Below are 18994 nucleotides of genomic sequence, written 5' to 3'. Positions count from 1 at the left end.
CCCTTTGTTTGCTGCCGCGCAGGCAGCTTAGAAATGCGCCAGGCCGTCCGCAATCTGGATGATGCCGTTTGCTGCCGCGCAGGCAGCTGAGAAAACAGGGGGCGCGACAGCGCTGGTTGTGGCGGTAATGTGCGTTGTTGCGCAAGCAGCGAAGGAGTGCCGGACTCGGGCCCTCACTTCAAGTTTCCGCCATTTCTCGCTCGGCTGCTTTTGCCAGGAAGGCGGAGCGCGATAAGTGCTGGGCCTTGGCCATGGCATCGATGCGATGCACCAGGTTTTCCGGCAGGCTGATGTTCAGGCGAACGGCCTTGGTGTTGACCTTGGACAGGTCGATATCCACCATCATCCAAAAGCCGCCCTCGAAGTCCTCGTGACCTTTCCAGGCTTCGGGTGCGCTGGGCCCGGGGATCGCTTCGGTTTCGCCATGGAAGTGCGCCTCGACGGCTTCCTGGGCGGCGCGGGGCAGATCCTGCAATTCGTCGGCGCCGGCAAAGCAGCCGGGGAAGTCGGGGAAGGACGCGCCGTAGGCACTGTCGCGGTCCTTGTGCACGTGGATCGGATAGAGCATGGGGGTTTCTCCTGGCCGGGTCGTTTATCGGAGACCGGCCTGTTTGAGGATGCTGCGTTGTGTCGGTAGGGGCAGTTCCTTCTTAGGGTGGGGCACCGTGACCTTGCCGGGCTTGGTCGGATGCTTGAACTGGTGATGCGACCCAACGGTATGCACCAGATACCAGCCGTCGGCCTTCAGTTGCTTGATAAGGTCTGTGCTGTTCATTTGTGTAATTATACACAACACACAAGAATACACAATGATGATAGGCACTGGAGAAAGCCGGTATTCAACAAAGATCGGGTGGCGGTTTGAAAGGGCTGTTTCACAGCGGGTTGCTGCGGGTGGATACAATGCGCGGATGACTGTTTTCCCCCGAGGATCGCACACCATCATGCCCAAGTCGCACGCATCGCTGAAGGAACTCACCCTGCGGGGGGTGATCCTGGGCGCCTTGATCACCCTGGTGTTCACCGCCTCCAACGTCTACCTGGGCCTGAAAGTGGGCCTGACCTTCGCGTCCTCGATCCCGGCGGCGGTGATTTCCATGGCGGTCCTGCGGGCGTTCCGGGACTCCAATATCCTGGAGAACAACATCGTCCAGACGCAGGCGTCCGCGGCGGGCACCTTGTCCGCCGTCATTTTCGTGCTGCCGGCGCTGCTGATGATGGGATACTGGACGGGGTTCCCCTTGCTGCAGACCGCCATGATCTGCGCCTGCGGCGGGATTCTGGGCGTGGTGTTCACCGTGCCGCTGCGGCGCGCGCTGGTGGTCAACAGCGAACTGCCGTATCCGGAAGGCGTGGCCGCGGCCGAGATCCTGAAAGTCGGGCAGAAGCCGGGCGGTGAGGATGGCAGCGAAACCCGGCCGGCCGGCGGCTTGCGCGAGATCATGCTGGGCGGAGTGCTGGCGGGCGGCTTCAGCCTGCTGACGAGCGGCCTGCGCGTGGCTGGCGACAGCGTGAGCCATTGGTTCAGCATCGGGCGCGCCGTGTTCCAGTTGCCCCTGGGCCTGTCCTTCGCGCTGGTCGGGGCGGGCTATCTCGTCGGCATCGTCGGCGGCGTGGCGATGCTGCTGGGCGTGGTGCTGGCCTGGGGCGTGGCCGTTCCCTGGCTGACGTGGCTTTCGTCCGTGCCCGAGGGCGCCAGCCTGGCCAGTTTTGCCACCGGCGTCTGGGTCTCCAAGGTGCGCCTGATCGGTGCAGGCATGATCGCCGTGGCGGCCGTCTGGACGCTGTTGACGCTGATCCGGCCGATGGTCGAGGGCATGCGGATTTCCCTGTCGGTGTTCAAGCAAGGGCCGGGCGAGTCGGGGCTGGACCGCACCGACGCCGACCTGCCGCCCAGGCTGCTGCTGAAGCTGACGCTGCTCATGATCCTGCTGCTGGGCGCGACCTTCCAGTCCTTCGTGGCGGACTCGGGCCTGCCCACGCTGGCCGCCTGGACCCTGGTCGTGGCCGGTGTCGTGCTCGCCTTCGTCTTCGGCTTCCTGGTGGCGGCCGCCTGCGGCTACATGGCAGGCCTCGTCGGGTCGTCGGCCAGCCCGATCTCCGGCATCGCCGTGATCGCCATCCTGGCCTCGTCCATGATCTTCATCGGCATCGGCCAGGCGCAGGACCTGCTGGGCAGGCCGGAATCCGTACGGTTCATGACGGCGCTCGCGCTGTTCTGCACCTCGGTCGTCGTGGCCGTGGCGGCGATTTCCAACGACAACCTGCAGGACCTGAAGACGGGCTGGCTGGTGCACGCGACTCCGTGGCGCCAGCAGGCGGCGCTGATCATCGGCTGCGTGATCGGCGCGGTGACGATCCCGCCGGTGCTGGGGCTGCTTTACGAGGCGTACGGCTTCATCGGCAGCCTGCCGCGCGAGGGCATGGATCCCGCGCAGGCCCTGGCCGCGCCGCAGGCATCGCTCATGATCACCATTGCGCAGGGCCTGTTCAGCCATACGCTCGACTGGACGTACATCCGCATCGGCGTGCTGGTGGGGGCCGCGCTGATCGTCTTCGACTGGATTCTCGGCCGGTTCAGCCGGTTTCGCGTACCGCCGCTGGCGGTGGCCATGGGCGTCTACCTGCCGCCCACGGTGGCCACGGCGCTGTTCGTCGGCGCCCTGATCTCGTGGTTCGTGCGGGGCCGCGTCCGCGCCCAGGCGCTGCAGGCCGGTGCGGACCGCGCCCGCTGCGAGCAGGCAAGCGAACGCACGGGGACGTTGTTCGCCTCGGGGCTGATCGTGGGCGAGAGCCTGGTGGGCGTGGTGCTGGCCATCGTGATCGTCGGTTCCATGGCCTCCGGCGGCGGCGATGCGCCACTGGCCGTGGCGGGTCCCGGGTTCGCGCCGATCGCCACCCTCATCGGGCTGCTGGCTTTCGTCCTCATGTGTGTCGTGTTCGTGCGGCGCGTGCTGGGGGCGGCGGGGGCGGTTGGGAGGGGGTGAGGCGTCGGAGGGAGGGACGCCGCGTTGGCCTGCAGGCTGCGCGGACGCTTGCAGGATGGCCTGGCCCTCAGAGTTTTCTACGCGGCCCTCGTCCTTTGTGTTACAAAAGGATTCATGGATGATATCGCGGCTTCCGACCTCAAGACGATCCTGCACTCCAAGCGGGCCAATATCTACTGCCTGGAGCATTGCCGGGTGCTGGTCAACGGAGGCCGCGTCGAGTATGTGACGGACGCGGGCAAGCGTTCCCTGTACTGGAACATACCGATCGCCAACACCACCAGCATTTTGCTGGGAACAGGGACTTCCATCACCCAGGCCGCGATGCGGGAACTGGCCAAGGCCGGCGTGCTGGTGGGCTTCTGCGGAGGCGGCGGGACGCCTTTGTTCTCCGCCAACGAAGTCGACGTCGAGGTCGCCTGGCTCAGTCCGCAAAGTGAATACCGGCCGACGGAATACCTGCAGGCATGGGTGGAATTCTGGTTCGATGATGCCCGTCGGCTGGTCGCCGCCAAGGCTCTGCAGCAGGCCCGCATCCGACGTCTGGGCGCAGAGTGGCGCCAGGCGGGTTTGCGGGAGTCCGGCTTCAATGTGAATGTCGAGCGGCTGGACGGCTTGCTGGCGCAGAGCGCGCGGCGTGTGGATCAGGCCGGTGAAACAGTCGATCTGCTGACCGAGGAAGCCAGACTGACCAAGGCGCTGTTCAAGCTGGCCGTCGATGCGGTTGGCTATGGCGAGGATTTTACGCGCGCCAAACGCGGGTCCGGCGTCGATCCCGCCAACCGTTTCCTGGATCATGGCAATTATCTTGCCTATGGGCTGGGTGCCACGGCATGCTGGGTGCTGGGCTTGCCGCATGGTCTGGCGGTCCTGCACGGCAAGACACGGCGCGGTGGGCTGGTGTTCGACGTGGCGGATCTGGTGAAGGACGCCTGCATCCTGCCACAGGCTTTCCTGTCCGCCATGCGGGGCGATGATGAGCAGCAGTTCCGCCGCAACTGCATCGAGGCGCTGACGCGCGGCGAGTCCCTGGATTTCATGATCGATGCGGTCAAGGACATCGCCATGACGGCCGCCCGCCAGGCTGCTCCAGTCGCTTCGGGCCGTGAAGGCAAGGCATGAATGTCCTGCTGGTTTCCCAATGCAGCAAGCGGGCTTTGACGGAAACACGCCGGATCCTGGATCAATTTGCCGAGCGGCGGGGCGATCGGACCTGGCAGACCGCGATGACCCGGGCAGGTCTGGATACCCTGAGGAAGCTGCTGCGCCAGACGGCGCGCAAGAACACGGCCGTGGCCTGTCACTGGATCCGGGGCCGGGATCATAGCGAACTGCTGTGGATCGTCGGCGATGCCCGGCAGTTCAACGCCGAAGGCGCCGTGCCGACGAACACGACCGCAAGCGACGTCCTGCGGCGCGACGACGAGAATGATTGGCACAGCCTGCGGACGATCCGCAGAATTGCCGCCCTGGCCGCGCTATTGCATGACCTGGGCAAGGCGACCCAGTCCTTTCAAGAGCGTTTGCAGCACAAAGCACCCCAGGAAAGGAACCGCTATCGCCATGAGTGGGTCTCCGTGCGCCTGTTCCAGGCATTTGTCGGCCAGGATGATGACGCAGGGTGGCTGCGGCGCTTGATCGATGGGGGCGGGGAAAACGTCGACGGAGAGCGTTTCGAGGCTCCCTGGCTGGATCATAGGAAAGGCCGCCTGTTGCGTGACGGCCTGGATGCGGCTGCGCGCGACAACAAGCCGTTCGCTTCATCGGACAAGGGTCTGCCTCCCCTGGCTCGGGCGGTGGCCTGGCTGGTGCTGACGCACCACCGCCTGCCCGCCCTGCCGTACAGCGCAAGCGAGTCCCTCGAGTCGACCCGTTTATGGCATGGCCGATCACCTCGAGGGGTGAATGGCCGGACCCTGGATGCCGTCTTGAGCCAGATCGACGCGGACTGGAACGAGCCTTGGGGCGAGCAGCCGGCAATATCCAAAAGGAAGATCGAACCCTATTGGAAATTTCTCCACGGCTTGCCGGTGCGAACCTTGAAATGGCGCAAGCGGGCCGCGCGCATCGCCCGGGATCTGCTGGGGGATTTGCCGGGGATCGAGGACTGCCTGGGCGATCCCTACATCATGCATGTATCGCGCCTGGCCTTGATGCTGGGGGATCATCACTATTCCAGCCTGGAAGCGGAAGAGGATCGAACCACGGGAGAGAAGGATTTTCCCTTGTTCGCCAATACCCGGCGCAAGACCGGCGCATTGTTGCAGCCGCTGGACGAGCATCTGCTGGGCGTCGAGTTGCATGCGGGCCGGATCGTGCATTCACTGCCGGTCCTGACGCGGGATCTGCGCCATTTGGCCGGGCACCAGGGGCTGAAAAAACGCAGCCTGAATCCTGCGTTCCGCTGGCAGGACAAGGCGGCTGATCTCGCCGCCGGGGTGCGTTCGCGCGCGGCGGATCAGGGTGCATTCATCGTCAACATGGCATCGACCGGCTGCGGCAAGACACTGGGAAACGCCCGGATCATGAATGCGCTGGCCGATCCCGTGCTGGGTCTGCGCTGCGCATTCGCCGTCGGCCTGCGCACCCTGACCTTGCAGACGGGCCGGGTATTTCAGAAAGACCTGGGCCTGCCGGATGACGAACTGGCCATCCGGGTCGGGGGCGCGGCCAGCCGCGAGCTGTTCGAGTATTACGCGCAGCTTGCCGAAGACAGCGGTTCCGCCTCCCGGCAATCCTTGCTGGACGAGACCACCCATGTCGTCTACGACGGCGATGACCGCCATCCGGTGCTGGATCATCTGGGAAAGGATGCCGGGGTCCGGCGCTTTCTGGCGGCGCCCCTGCTGGTTTGCACCGTCGATCATCTGACACCGGCCACGGAGGGTTTGCGGGGTGGCCGCCAGATCGTGCCCATGCTGCGTTTGATGACGGGAGACCTGGTGCTGGATGAGCCGGACGACTTCGATCTGTCCGACCTGCCGGCGCTGGCTCGTCTCGTGCACTGGGCGGGCTTGCTGGGTGCGCGTGTCCTGGTGTCCTCGGCGACCTTGCCGCCCGCACTGATCCAGGGCTTGTTTATGGCTTACCTGGAGGGCCGCCGCTGGTTCCAGCGCAATCGCGGTGCCCGGCCGTCGGAAGCGCCCTCCGTGTGTTGCCTCTGGATCGATGAATTCGCGCAGACCCACGCGGACTGTCCGGATACGGAACGATTCGGTCAGGCGCACCAGACTTTTGCTGCGGACCGTGCCCGGCGGCTGGGAGAGCAGGCGGTACGTCGCATGGTCCGCCTGCTGCCGTTACCTGGGGAATTGGGCAAGCTGGATCAGGCGAGCCGTCGGGGCGCCTTTGCCGGCCTCCTGCGGGATGCCGCTTTGGATTTGCATGCCGTGCATTGCACCGAAGACCCGCATAGTGGCAAGCGGATCAGCTTCGGCCTGATCCGCATGGCGAATATCGACCCGTTGTTCGAGGTGGCCCTGGCTTTGTTCCGCCTCGGGGCGCCTCCAGGAGTGCACGTCCATCTGTGCGTCTACCACGCCCGGTTTCCGTTGTTCCTGAGATCCCGGATCGAACATTTGTTGGATACCGCCTTGGATCGGCGTCAGGAGGCCGCCGTGTTCGACCTGCCCGACGTGCGCCGGCGCATCGACGCGGTGGAGGCCCGGGATCAGTTGTTCGTGGTGCTGGGATCCCCCGTGACCGAAGTCGGGCGCGATCATGACTATGACTGGGCCGTGGTCGAGCCCTCTTCGATGCGGTCGCTGATTCAGCTCGCGGGCCGGGTGTGGCGTCATCGCCGTGACAAGGCCGTGTCACAGCCCAATCTGCTGGTGTGCGACAGCAATCTGAAGCATTTCGACAGGCCGGGCCAGCCTGCTTTCTGCCGACCGGGTTTCGAGAGTCCGGACTATCCCCTGCGGCCGCACCGTCTGACGGCGCTGCTGGCGCCCTGGCTGGATGGCGATCAGCGCATGCCCATCGACGCGCGGCCGCGAATCGTTGCGCGCGCCGGATCGGATCGCCTGCCCGCCGGTAATCTGGTCGATCTCGAACATGTCCGGATGGAGCATCAGATGCTGCCGCCGGAGCGGGTGCATGCATTGAACGCCACCAGCTTCTGGTTGCGGGACCATGCGCGGCTGACCGCTTTCCTGCAGCAGGCGCAGCCGTTCCGTGATCAGCCCCAGCCCGATGTGGAGGTGGTCTGGTTGCCCGATGAGGACGATGTGCTCCGCCTGTACCGAGTCGAGGAGGGCGAGCGGAGGTTTCTGGAACTTCATGTTTGCATCGATGCCAGCCAGCGCTGGGATGTGCCGGACGCTGCGGTTCGGGGCGAGGGGATCGGTTGCTGGAGTGTGGAAGAGGATTTCGCGCGCTGCATGGCGGATCAGGCCGAGGCCCTGGGCCTGTCCCTGGACGCATTCGCCCAGCGCTATGCGCGCGCTACGCTGCCCGCCAGTGAGCAAGGCTGGTTCTGGCATCCGGCGCTGGGGTTTGCGGTGAAGGGGTGACGGGACTGGAAGCTGGATCGGCAGGTCGCCGCTTATGCTGGAACGGATTCCATGGGGCGGAGCGTTGCCAGCGCCGTCTGCAACTCTGGGTTCAGTTCCGCGGTTCGCAGATCGAAAGAGGCCTGGAGATTCAGCCAGGATTGCGCGTCACCGCCGAAATAACGGGCCAGGCGCAGCGCGGTATCTGCCGTGATGCCGCGCCGTTCGAGCAGGATGTCGTTGATGCGGGAGGCGGGGACGAGCAGGTGGCGAGCCAGCGCATTGGCGCTCATTCCCAGGGGGATCAGATAGTCCTCGCGCAGGACCTCGCCGGGATGTACGGGGCGCATGCCGTTTTTGATCATGTCGGAGTCCTCCTGTTCCTGTCGACGTGTCATTTGCCATCGAGGTATTCCGTCAGTGATAGTCCACGATCTCGACCTCTGCCGGGCCTTCGTCTGTCCAGATGAAGCAGATGCGCCACTGGGCATTGATCCGGATGCTGTAGCGCCCCAATCGATCTCCCGCCAACCTTTCCAGGCGGTTGCCGGGCGGGCTGCGCAAAAAAGTCCAATGTGGCCGCGGCGTCCAACTGTGCCAGCTTGCGTTCAGCCGCCCGTTGGATGTTGGCGAAGCGGCGGGTGCTGCCAGTCATGAACAGACTCCGGCTTTCCTCGCAGAGGAAGGATTGGATGGTCATGTGTGCACCATTTTATACCGTTTACCGGGATTCGGGATGCTGCCTGTGCGGCAGAAAGGATGACTGTTACGAGAAAGTCTCACGAACAGTTTTCTCAGCTACTTGCTCAGTAGATTACCTATTCAAAAGTTTCACAAACAGTGGTATTGTACCTAAAACAGTTCTATGTTGGGGGATTCATGTCGAAAGCACAAGACCTCGCAAGACAAATTCATCACATCCGTGAAGTGATCGCGGCTTTTCTGCAAGACCGCCTGGAAGCCAAACTGTCGAAGTTGCCAACGGACGATCCCAAGCGGGAGGACCTGATCGCCCAATACCAGCCCGTCACCTGGCTGGAAGATGCCGCCCGGCGTGTCCGCCAGATCCAGGCGGTAACGCATGCCCTGAAGGCGGTGCATCCCGACGCGCGAGGCACCAACCTGTTCGTGGAGCCATCCGGGATGAAGCCTCACGCGGTGGTGGGCAGTCATTTGCTGGGAGCCGGGTTTGCCAGCGACGTGGTTGGCAATGCGGCGGCGCTGGATGTCTATAAATTCCTGAAACTGGAGGTCGATGGCCGTACGCTGCTGGATTGGTTGTCAGAGGATGACCCGGCTGCTGTGCGGGCACTGAGCGATGACGAAGCCAAGGCGTGCGAGTGGCAGTCGGCATTCATCGGCCTGACACAGGCGCGCGAAGAGACGGTGGCGAGTCATGCACTGGCCAAGCAGGTGTATTGGCTGACGGGAGAGGATGCTGGCGATGATGCGCAGTACCATCTGTTGTCTCCCCTGTATGCCACGTCATTGGCGCAGTCCGTCCACACAGCCTTGCAGGAAGACCTTGGTGATGCGAACAAGGCGGCGCGCGAGGCGCGCCAGAAAGGTAAGGAGCACGAAAGCGTCATTCGACACTATCCCGCGCTGGCTGTGCGCAAACTGGGCGGGGCACAAAAACAGAATGTATCCTATTTAAATACTAAGCGTGATGGCATGAATTACCTACTGGGTTCGCTGCCACCTCAATGGGATCCGAACGTGCCTCGCCAACTTTGGGGAGTGACCTCTGTATTCGGCCCTGTATTGATGAGGTATGGGAATGTGGGGGCGAACGTCAGGGCGTTGCTGCGGTTCTTGCAGAAGGATCCTCCATCCAATATGGAAACCCGTGACCGAGTGGATGCCTATGTGGGCAATCTGATCGACGAACTGGTGGCCATGGCCAGCGAAATCCGTCGGGGCCAGCCCAAAGGCTGGACAGCCGACCCCCGCTGTATGCTGGTGTACGAGGAACGGCTCTGGCTTGATCATTGGCGTGCTGAGGCTGATGACAAGTTTCGCAGCGACTGGTTGTACATGGATTGGCCGGCCCGTATCGGTCACCGTTTTGGCAACTGGCTGAATGAACGGCTCGAGGTGAATTTCAAGTACGTGGGAGAGGTCGAGCAGCGCTATTGGAAAAAGGAACTGCTGCTCGACGAGGGCGAAGCAGGCTGGGCGCGCGCCTTGCATGATCTGAGAACCGATCTGGATGCGCCCCATTACATTCCGACGCGGGAGGGCACCGTATGAGCCTCGCAGATCGGGAATTTGACGGGCTGTTGGTCCTACCGCACGTGCGCGTCCAGAATGCCAATGCGATTTCCAGTCCCCTGACGCATGGTTTCCCTTCCATGACGGCCTTCCTGGGCTTCATGTGGGCGCTGAACCGCAAACTGAAGGCGGCGGACATCCCATTGCAGTTGGAAAAGATCGGGGTGATCTGCCATTGGCATCAAGAGCAGGTCCAGGAAGGCTATGTCCGGACCTTCCACCTGACCCGCAATCCGGTGGCCAAGGATGGCAGTACGGCCGCCATCGTTGAAGAAGGCCGCATCCATCTGGAACTGACCCTCGTGTTTCAGATTCGCGCGATCATGCAGGAAGGCGAGGTCCACCTGCTATTTTGCGGCGATGAATCCCTCCGCAGGAAAGCTGCCTGGATGATTCGGGAATTGGTGGGCTCGATGCGGATTGCAGGGGGGACGGTGCTGCCGCCCAGACCGGGGCCAGGCGTCCGCGTCACGCCGGCGCTGATGGGCTGGCCGGATCAGGAAATGGATCAGCGCACGCTTTTCCGGCGCTTGCGTCGCCAGTGGCTGCCGGGATTCACCCTGGTGGGTCGGGACGATCTGATGCAGCGGCGTCTGGAGCAACTGCGCCTGCAGGATCCGGAGGTCACCGTGCTGGACGCCTGGCTGGATCTGTCACGTTTCAATTACCGTAGTGGTCGGGACAAGAAAGATCGCGTCATCTGGACTCATGATCGGCCTGAGGGATCGGGCTGGATCGTGCCCATACCTGTCGGCTATGCCGCTTTGTCGGATCTATACGCGGGTGGGCAGGTCGCCAATGCACGCGACCAGACCACACCGTTCCGGTTCGTGGAGGGCGTGTATTCCATTGGCCAGTGGATCGGTCCGCATCGACTGCGGCGCGTCCAGGACCTGCTGTGGTGGGGCGAACACCATGAAGACGGCCTCTACCGCTGCTGCAGTGGCTATGAGTCTCCATCAGCGGATGGGGACGACGAATCTCCCTCTTATCCGCCGGTGAGCGCGGAAACCCTTTGAATGCAATCCAGTAATTTCTCAGGAAAGGAACTGCCATGCCGTTGAAAACCGCTTCCGTCCTTGCTTTTGAGCGCAAGCTGGACCCGTCCGATGCCTTGTTCGCCGCAGGCTCGTGGGACGATCAGGCCAACGCTGCCGCGCAATGGCCTGCCGTTGGTATCAAAGAAAAGTCCGTGCGGGGCACTATCTCCAATCGGTTGAAGGCTGCCGAGCAGGATCAGGCCAAACTGGATGCCGCGATTGAAAGTCCGAATCCGCAGACGGTGGACGTGGCCGCTCTGCCGGCCGATGCCGATACGCTGAAAGTGAGCTTCACGCTGCGCGTGCTGCCGGGAACCGGAAAGCCCTCGGCCTGCAATGACGCGGATTACGAGGCCAAACTGTCGCAGGTGGTAGGTAGCTATATCGAGGCCAATGGCTTCACCGAACTGGCGCGCCGGTATGCCCATAACCTCGCCAATGGCCGTTTCCTGTGGCGCAACCGGGTCGGTGCCGAAGAAGTGAGCGTGATCGTCTCCCTGCTGGAGCGGGGGAGGGTCACGCAAAGCTGGACTTTCGATGCCTTGTCCTTGGGACTGAGGAATTTCGAGGCGGGTGGCGCGCAGGCGGACCGGGATGCCGTGGCGGCCTTGATCGCGGACGGTCTGGCGGGCAAGCGTCATGTCCTGCTGCAGGTTACGGCTTTCGCCCGGATCGGGGCGGGGCAGGAAGTCTTCCCCTCCCAGGAACTGGTGCTGGAGCGGGGCCGGGGTGACAAGAGCAAGACGCTCTACGATGTGGGTGGCGTAGCCGCCATCCATTCCCAGAAACTGGGCAATGCCATCCGGACCATCGATGATTGGTACAGCGGGGCGGACGGTCTGGGACCCATCGCGGTGGAGCCGTATGGCTCCGTCACGACGCAAGGCAAGGCTTATCGCCAGCCCAAGGTCAAGCCGAGCCTCGACTTCTACAATCTGTTCGATGACTGGGTGCTCAAGGACAAGGTCCCCGATATCGAGCAGCAGCATTTCGTCATGGCGGTGCTGGTGCGGGGCGGCGTGTTCGGCGATGCCGGGAAGTGATGCCCATGATCACCCACTACATCGACGTCAGGTTGCTGCCTGATCCCGAATTCAGCCAGGCCCACCTGCTGGGGGCCTTGTATGCCAAGTTTCACCGCGCCTTGGTGGGCTTGGGTGCAGATGCAATCGGAGTCAGTTTCCCTCAGTACAGCATGCAGCCGCGCACCCTGGGGCGGATCATGCGGGTGCATGGCAGCGACAGTGCCTTGAGTACCTTGCTGTCCACCGACTGGCTGCGAGGGATGCGTGACCATGTAGAGTTGGGGGCTTTGTCTGCCGTGCCACAGGATGTCCAGCATCGCCGTCTGCTGCGCCGCCAGTTCAAGACCAGTGCGGAGCGTCTCCGTCATCGACGAATGCGCAGAAAGGGGGAAACCTACGAGCAGGCGGTGCAGGCCATCCCCGACAGCGTGGAACGGCAGCCGGACCTGCCCTATGTGCAGTTGCGCAGCGCCAGCACGGCGCAGCGGTTTTGCCTGTTCCTGGCCTTGGGGGACGCGGAACCGCAGCCCGTGGCCGGTGTGTTCAATACCTATGGCTTGAGCAGCACGGCCACACTGCCCTGGTTCTGACCCTTTTCTGAGGAGTTCTTGCGATCCCCTTATCAATCAGTAGGTTACGAAACACTCAAGAAATTGGGTGTTTCGTGCTTTCCTGCTGGAGATCTTTAACAAATCAATAGGTTAGGAGTTTTTGTTTCTAGTTCGCTGCCGCGCAGGCAGCTGAGAAACATCATTCCTCCCACGGCCCAGGAAAATCCCGGTTCGCTGCCGCGCAGGCAGCTGAGAAAGAGACGCACTTACGAAAAATCCGACGCTTCGTGTTCGCTGCCGCGCAGGCAGCTGAGAAAAGTCCCGACGACGAATACGCATCGCGCGGTAGGTTCGCTGCCGCGCAGGCAGCTGAGAAACAGTCCTGCACCCCGCCCGCCACCCCATAACCGTTCGCTGCCGCGCAGGCAGCTGAGAAACCGACACATCAGTGCATGAGCCCATGCTGGGCCGTTCGCTGCCGCGCAGGCAGCTGAGAAATATTTGGATGTAGCCATGGACGAGCCCGGACAGTTCGCTGCCGCGCAGGCAGCTGAGAAATTTTTCGCTATTCGGCAGTCGGGTAAGGCGGCGTTCGCTGCCGCGCAGGCAGCTGAGAAATTTAGGGCGGGGGGGACGTCAAGATGCGATCCGTTCGCTGCCGCGCAGGCAGCTGAGAAACGACTCATGCCCCACCTGCGCCAGGAACGCGGGTTCGCTGCCGCGCAGGCAGCTGAGAAATATGCGATGTGGATCAGCGCCGCGTTTCATCTGTTCGCTGCCGCGCAGGCAGCTGAGAAATTGCCCCTCGCGGCGCTTGAGCACAGCCAAGGGTTCGCTGCCGCGCAGGCAGCTGAGAAAATGAAGCCATCGAACGGGTCAACGTTGGCTTCGTTCGCTGCCGCGCAGGCAGCTGAGAAATGACTGCGCGGGGCGCTGCCGTGGCCGAGGCGGTTCGCTGCCGCGCAGGCAGCTGAGAAACTGGACGCCGCCGAGGACGCCGCGATCCAGTACGTTCGCTGCCGCGCAGGCAGCTGAGAAAAACCCCAGTCCGCCGGAATGCCGACCTGGATAGTTCGCTGCCGCGCAGGCAGCTGAGAAAGTCTATTTGTGGACGAATCGATCCGGACAGCCGTTCGCTGCCGCGCAGGCAGCTGAGAAAATCGGTCACCCCAATATTTATGCGGGCTTCGAGTTCGCTGCCGCGCAGGCAGCTGAGAAATCATCGGACAGCAGGTAGTTGCGCCAATACCAGTTCGCTGCCGCGCAGGCAGCTGAGAAATGGCATAGTCGCTCCCAACAAAAGCCCCGCGTGTTCGCTGCCGCGCAGGCAGCTGAGAAAATGCGGGGCAGGAGCCCCAGCTTCGCGTTTTTGTTCGCTGCCGCGCAGGCAGCTGAGAAATGTGTGTCGGCCAATGCGCGTGCCGCAGCCACGTTCGCTGCCGCGCAGGCAGCTGAGAAAAGTACGCGGCAGAGCGTGATGCGCTGCGGGAGGTTCGCTGCCGCGCAGGCAGCTGAGAAACGCTGGACACGCTGGAAGCCAGCGACCGTTGGGTTCGCTGCCGCGCAGGCAGCTGAGAAATCGTCGAACCAGGTCAGCGCGATCACGCCGCCGTTCGCTGCCGCGCAGGCAGCTGAGAAATTCGTGAGTTCGGCGTTACGCAGACGCAGGGAGTTCGCTGCCGCGCAGGCAGCTGAGAAAAAGCCCCGCCAGATGATCCTCGTGCCAATGCGGTTCGCTGCCGCGCAGGCAGCTGAGAAAGTTTGTCGATGGCCTCCAGGTTGCGCTGATGCGTTCGCTGCCGCGCAGACAGCTGAGAAATCGACGTCGGCAAGCTGGTAGCTGGTGCCCAGGTTCGCTGCCGCGCAGGCAGCTGAGAAACCTGTCACGCCCTCGAAACCGGCCGGGCCGGTGTTCGCTGCCGCGCAGGCAGCTGAGAAACTCCCCGTTGCTGTCACGCTGCTGGATGGCAGGTTCGCTGCCGCGCAGGCAGCTGAGAAACTCCCCGTTGCTGTCACGCTGCTGGATGGCAGGTTCGCTGCCGCGCAGGCAGCTGAGAAATTCGACGCGTCGGCGTCCAGCAGTGCATCGTCGTTCGCTGCCGCGCAGGCAGCTGAGAAAGCGACGATCTCCGTTTTTCGCCCAGGGTCCAGGTTCGCTGCCGCGCAGGCAGCTGAGAAAACGCGAGGCCACCTTCATCGATCACGCGATACGTTCGCTGCCGCGCAGGCAGCTGAGAAAAGATGCGCGACGCTGGAATAACGCGCTGACGGGTTCGCTGCCGCGCAGGCAGCTGAGAAAGCGAAGATCGCGCTGCCGTAGCCCAGGATCGAGTTCGCTGCCGCGCAGGCAGCTGAGAAAACTTCGCCCGCCCGGCGTTCAGGCGCGTTTGTGTTCGCTGCCGCGCAGGCAGCTGAGAAATGTCGGCTACGCCTTTCACGAAGGGACTGGGAAGTTCGCTGCCGCGCAGGCAGCTGAGAAATGGTGGGCCAGGTCGCACAATGCGGCCAAGGCGTTCGCTGCCGCGCAGGCAGCTGAGAAATCAATTCGATGCTGGCGATGCTGGGCACCAACGTTCGCTGCCGCGCAGGCAGCTGAGAAACGCCAATGTCTGACATCATCGGCCGCCTGCCGGTTCGCTGCCGCGCAGGCAGCTGAGAAATTCGCAGAATTGATGATGACCTGGCCGACATCGTTCGCTGCCGCGCAGGCAGCTGAGAAATGCCGCCGTTTAAGATTCGCGCCCACTCCATCGTTCGCTGCCGCGCAGGCAGCTGAGAAATGATCCGCCAGGCCTGCCCGCTGCCCTGGTCCGTTCGCTGCCGCGCAGGCAGCTGAGAAAAAGCCCGGCCAGCGCCCAGGCAGGCAAAAGGTGTTCGCTGCCGCGCAGGCAGCTGAGAAATCGACAATGAAAACAAAATAAGCATGAACAGAGTTCGCTGCCGCGCAGGCAGCTGAGAAAAATTGGCCGCCGTTAACAATGCGCTGCGCTATGTTCGCTGCCGCGCAGGCAGCTGAGAAAGCTAAGTCTTGGGCGTGGCGCAGGTATGTGCAGTTCGCTGCCGCGCAGGCAGCTGAGAAACTCGCCGACGTGCCGCTCCCGGCCCGATGCATGTTCGCTGCCGCGCAGGCAGCTGAGAAAAAAGCCTGGGCCAGCGCCTGCGCTTTCGCCTTGTTCGCTGCCGCGCAGGCAGCTGAGAAAGACGAGTGTGAGCACGATGGCCAGCAAGGGAAGTTCGCTGCCGCGCAGGCAGCTGAGAAATACCCCGGAGAGGACCAGTGAACCGCCAGCAAGTTCGCTGCCGCGCAGGCAGCTGAGAAATTGACGGAGTGCCCAAGACGATCTCGTTCGGTGTTCGCTGCCGCGCAGGCAGCTGAGAAATGGGCTGCGCTCACCGGACGCGCGTGGCAGAGGTTCGCTGCCGCGCAGGCAGCTGAGAAATGGTGGCGGCCGCAGGCGTGCTCGAACAGATCGTTCGCTGCCGCGCAGGCAGTTGAGAAACAGACGCCCATCTGCTGAAACCCCTTGGGCGTGGTTCACTGCCGCGCAGGCAGCCGAAGAGCCTGGCCCGAAGCGGAACCCCTGCTGCCATCAGCTCGTCGCCCGCATAAGCAATCACAGAACAGCGGGAACACCCTCCTCCTTGGCTGGACGCCCGCCCATCGTGGTCCCAGGCCTCCCAAGAAAAACCTGGACGATGACGGTAATATCTCGCAGAAGCACGCTGCCGCGCAGGCAGCTGAGAAACACGGAGATCCACCCAATGCACATCGGCATGGTAGGTTTGGGACGCATGGGCGCCGGGATGGCGCGGCGGCTCATGGACAAGGGGCTGAGTTGCGCTGTCTACGACCCCCAGGAAGACGCCGTCGCCCGGCTGGTGGCGGACGGCGCCGTCGGGGCGGCCTCGCTGGCCGAACTGGTCGAACGGCTGCCGCGACCCCGGGCGGTGTGGCTGATGGTGCCGGCGAGCCTGGTGGACGGGGTGCTGGACCAGCTGGCGCCGCTGCTCGATGCGGACGACGTCGTGATCGATGGCGGCAATTCCTGCTATCACGACGACATCCGGCGGGCGAAGGCGCTGGCGGACCGGGGTGTTCATTATCTGGACGTCGGCACCAGCGGCGGCGTGCATGGCCAGGCCCGGGGCTATTGCCTGATGATCGGCGGCGACGCCGCCGCGGTCGGGCGGCTGGATCCGGTGTTCGCGGCGCTGGCGCCGGGCCGGGACGCCGCCCCGCCCACGCCGGGCCGCGGCAACAGCAACGGCGCGGGTACGGACACGAGTACGAGTACGGGCACGGGCACGGCGGAGCATGGCTATCTGCATTGCGGCCCGGCCGGAGCGGGGCATTTCGTGAAGATGGTGCACAACGGCATCGAGTACGGGATCATGCAGGCCTACGCCGAGGGCTTCAATCTGCTGCGCCACGCGAACGTGGGCAAGGGCAGCCATGCCGCCGACGCGGAGACGGCGCCGATGCGCGATCCGCAGCTCTATCAGTACGACATGGACCTGCCGGAGATCGCGGAGCTCTGGCGCCGCGGCAGCGTGATCGGTTCGTGGCTGCTGGATTTGACGGCGCGGGCCTTCCAGGCCGATCCGGGGCTGGACGGCTACGCGGGCCGGGTGTCCGATTCCGGCGAGGGGCGCTGGACGCTGCACGCGGCCATCGACGAAGGCGTGCCGGTGCCGGTGCTCAGCGCCGCGCTGTTCGAGCGCTTCCAGTCGCGCGGCAATGCGGAATTCGCAAACAAGGTCCTGTCGGCGATGCGCAAGGGCTTTGGCGGCCACGAGGAACCGAGGACGGAAATCAACCACCCATCGTAAGCCTTTGTCACGCCGCTGGAATCGGGGAAAGCCCTGGGCTTGTCCATGGGCTTATCCACAGACGGGGTGGATAATTTCGCGCGGCCGGCCTTCGTCATGGAACGGTCATTTTTCTGCCCGAGAACCTATCCCATTGATCTGAAAAGAGGAAAACGACTCTCCCAGGACTTGTCCATGGGATTGTCCACAATCCGCGTGGATAAAACAGTCATTTCCGGCCCGGGCGCCCGCGGCATCCGGAACCGCTCTCAGGCCGTCGCCGGCAGGGCGGGGTAGCCCGTCCCCCGTTCCACCACCGGTTCGCCCAGCCGGAACACGGCCAGGGAATCCTTCACTTCGTCGGCCATGCGCTCCTGCAGGCCGGTGGCGCGGGCGGACTGCTGCACGAGCCGGGCGTTGTGCCGCGTGACGGCATCGATCTGCGACATGGCCTGGTGGATCTGCTCGATGCCGGCGGACTGCTCCACGGTGGCGGCGCTGATCTCGCCCATGATGCCGGATACCTTCCGGACCGCCGTGACGATTTCCTGCATGGTTTGGCCCGCCTGCTGCATGCGGGCCGAGCCTTCGTCGATCCGCAGGGCGGATTGCTCGATCAGGGTCTTGATTTCCCGCGCGGCGGCGGCGCTGCGCTGGGCCAGCGCCCGCACTTCGGCGGCCACGACGGCGAAGCCGCGGCCTTCCTCGCCGGCGCGGGCGGCCTCCACCGCGGCGTTCAGGGCCAGGATGTTGGTCTGGAAGGCGATGCCGTCGATCACGCCGACGATCTCGCCGATCCGCCGCGAGCTGTCGGAGATGCCGTCCATGGTCTGGACCAGCTCGTCCACGGTGTGCCCGCCATCCGTGGCCACGCCCGAGGCTTCTTCGGCCAGCTGGTTGGCCTGGCGGGCGTTGTCCGCGTTCTGCCGGGTGGTGCAGGCCAATTCCTCGATGCTGGCGGCGGTCTGCTGCAAGGCGGCCGCCTGCTGCTCCGTGCGCGCGCTCAGGTCCTGGTTGCCTGCCGCAATCTCGCGCGCGCCCTCGATCATGTGGCCGGTGCGCTCCAGCACCATGGCGATCATGGTCCGCAGGCTGTCCTGCGTGTCCTTCAGGCTCTGGAACAGCTGTCCGATTTCGTCCCGGGTCCAGACTTCGATGGTGGACGTCAGGTCCCCGGCGGCGATCCGGTGCAGCAGCTGGCCGCCGTCCAGCAGGGGATTGAGGATCATGCGCAGCAGGATGCGATAGACCATCCCCGCGAGCAGGATGGCCGCCAGCCCCAGCCCGATCAGGCCGCCGCGCAGCGGGGCCGGCATCGGCGGCGCCAGCCACAGGGTGCCGCCGACGGCCAGCAGGGCGGGCAGCAGCAGCGTCAGCGTGGACAGCGTCAGGCGGACGCGCAGGGAGCGCGTCAGAAAGAAGTGCTTCATGTCGTGTCTCCGGCACGCGGCCCGCGGGCCGGCGCTGTCTTTATCGATTTATGGGCTTGCCCGGACGGGGGCCGGCGAGCCGGACGCCGGGGGCGATGCGCGCAGCCACTATATCGGTCCGCCGGACCGCCGGACATTCCCGCGCGTCAATACTCATCATCACGCGGCGGGAAGGTGGCCCCCCGCAGAGCCGGAGGCTGTGGCGCACCTGGACGATTTGCGACCGCCGCCGCTAAGCGCTTGAGGCGCAGGGAAAACCCCGAGATGCTCCGGGTTTGTCCATGGAATTGGTCGTCCCTGAAAAATTCATTTGTCCTGTTTCAGGCCGAATTTCCGGCGATCCGAGGCCACGGATTTCGATAGGGCAGGCAGCCCACCGGATCAA

General features: G+C 63.9%; 12 protein-coding genes, 1 pseudogene and 1 CRISPR repeat array. Of the genes and pseudogenes, 8 read left to right on the top strand and 5 right to left on the bottom strand.

What is annotated here, in order from left to right:
* Positions 1-178 precede the first annotated feature (178 nt).
* Positions 179-568 carry a type II toxin-antitoxin system HicB family antitoxin gene (locus HNR28_RS14510; RefSeq protein WP_043680621.1) on the bottom strand — a complete coding sequence of 130 codons (390 nt, stop codon included), beginning with the start codon at positions 566-568 and terminating at the stop codon, positions 179-181.
* Between the two features lie 24 nt (positions 569-592).
* Complete coding sequence (locus HNR28_RS14505) at positions 593-775, bottom strand: type II toxin-antitoxin system HicA family toxin (RefSeq protein ID WP_084330515.1); 183 nt, start codon at positions 773-775, stop codon at positions 593-595.
* A 169-nt stretch (positions 776-944) separates the two neighbouring features.
* Between HNR28_RS14505 and HNR28_RS14500 the strand changes: the two genes are divergently transcribed.
* The 3 genes from HNR28_RS14500 to cas3f all read left to right on the top strand — a co-directional run bounded on the left by HNR28_RS14500 (position 945) and on the right by cas3f (position 7501).
* Positions 945-2987, top strand: a complete 2043-nt coding sequence (locus tag HNR28_RS14500; protein WP_151023774.1) for an OPT family oligopeptide transporter — start codon at positions 945-947, stop codon at positions 2985-2987.
* 114 nt (positions 2988-3101) lie between these two features.
* Positions 3102-4109, top strand: a complete 1008-nt coding sequence (cas1f, locus tag HNR28_RS14495) for a type I-F CRISPR-associated endonuclease Cas1f (protein WP_043680627.1) — start codon at positions 3102-3104, stop codon at positions 4107-4109.
* Positions 4106-7501 carry a type I-F CRISPR-associated helicase Cas3f gene (gene cas3f, locus HNR28_RS14490; RefSeq protein WP_151023775.1) on the top strand — a complete coding sequence of 1132 codons (3396 nt, stop codon included), beginning with the start codon at positions 4106-4108 and terminating at the stop codon, positions 7499-7501. The genes cas1f and cas3f overlap by 4 nt, the downstream gene beginning before the upstream one ends.
* A gap of 32 nt (positions 7502-7533) precedes the next feature.
* Here the strand turns inward: cas3f and HNR28_RS14485 are convergent, their stop codons facing one another.
* Positions 7534-7845, bottom strand: coding sequence for a HigA family addiction module antitoxin (locus tag HNR28_RS14485; RefSeq protein ID WP_043680630.1), 312 nt, complete (start codon positions 7843-7845; stop codon positions 7534-7536).
* A 52-nt stretch (positions 7846-7897) separates the two neighbouring features.
* Positions 7898-8180: pseudogene (locus HNR28_RS14480) on the bottom strand (type II toxin-antitoxin system RelE/ParE family toxin).
* Between the two features lie 179 nt (positions 8181-8359).
* On the opposite strand from HNR28_RS14480, the gene csy1 reads away from it, so the two are divergent.
* The 5 genes from csy1 (at position 8360) to gnd (ending at position 17200) form a co-directional block, all read left to right on the top strand.
* Entirely contained in the window at positions 8360-9733 is a 1374-nt protein-coding gene (gene csy1 / locus HNR28_RS14475; RefSeq protein WP_151023776.1) for a type I-F CRISPR-associated protein Csy1, read from the top strand.
* Positions 9730-10773 (top strand): type I-F CRISPR-associated protein Csy2, encoded by a 1044-nt coding sequence (csy2, locus tag HNR28_RS14470; protein ID WP_151023777.1) that lies wholly within the window; start codon positions 9730-9732, stop codon positions 10771-10773. Before csy1 ends, csy2 begins: the two co-directional genes overlap by 4 nt.
* A gap of 35 nt (positions 10774-10808) precedes the next feature.
* Positions 10809-11837 (top strand): type I-F CRISPR-associated protein Csy3, encoded by a 1029-nt coding sequence (gene csy3, locus HNR28_RS14465; protein WP_151023778.1) that lies wholly within the window; start codon positions 10809-10811, stop codon positions 11835-11837.
* Positions 11838-11842: 5 nt separating this feature from the next.
* Positions 11843-12409: a type I-F CRISPR-associated endoribonuclease Cas6/Csy4 gene (gene cas6f, locus HNR28_RS14460; protein WP_151023779.1), complete on the top strand. Its 567-nt coding sequence runs from the start codon at positions 11843-11845 to the stop codon at positions 12407-12409.
* A gap of 130 nt (positions 12410-12539) precedes the next feature.
* Positions 12540-15931: direct repeats of the CRISPR family, unit length 28 nt; unit sequence GTTCGCTGCCGCGCAGGCAGCTGAGAAA.
* A gap of 201 nt (positions 15932-16132) precedes the next feature.
* Positions 16133-17200: a phosphogluconate dehydrogenase (NAD(+)-dependent, decarboxylating) gene (gnd, locus tag HNR28_RS14455; protein ID WP_151023780.1), complete on the top strand. Its 1068-nt coding sequence runs from the start codon at positions 16133-16135 to the stop codon at positions 17198-17200.
* A gap of 248 nt (positions 17201-17448) precedes the next feature.
* On the opposite strand, the gene HNR28_RS14450 is transcribed toward gnd, so the two are convergent.
* Positions 17449-18609 (bottom strand): methyl-accepting chemotaxis protein, encoded by a 1161-nt coding sequence (locus HNR28_RS14450; RefSeq protein ID WP_052355609.1) that lies wholly within the window; start codon positions 18607-18609, stop codon positions 17449-17451.
* Positions 18610-18994 lie beyond the last annotated feature (385 nt).

This window comes from Castellaniella defragrans (assembly GCF_014203015.1).
In the GTDB taxonomy this organism is placed as follows: Bacteria; Pseudomonadota; Gammaproteobacteria; order Burkholderiales; family Burkholderiaceae_B; genus Castellaniella; species Castellaniella defragrans.
This window is presented reverse-complemented; position numbering and strand designations above follow the sequence as displayed.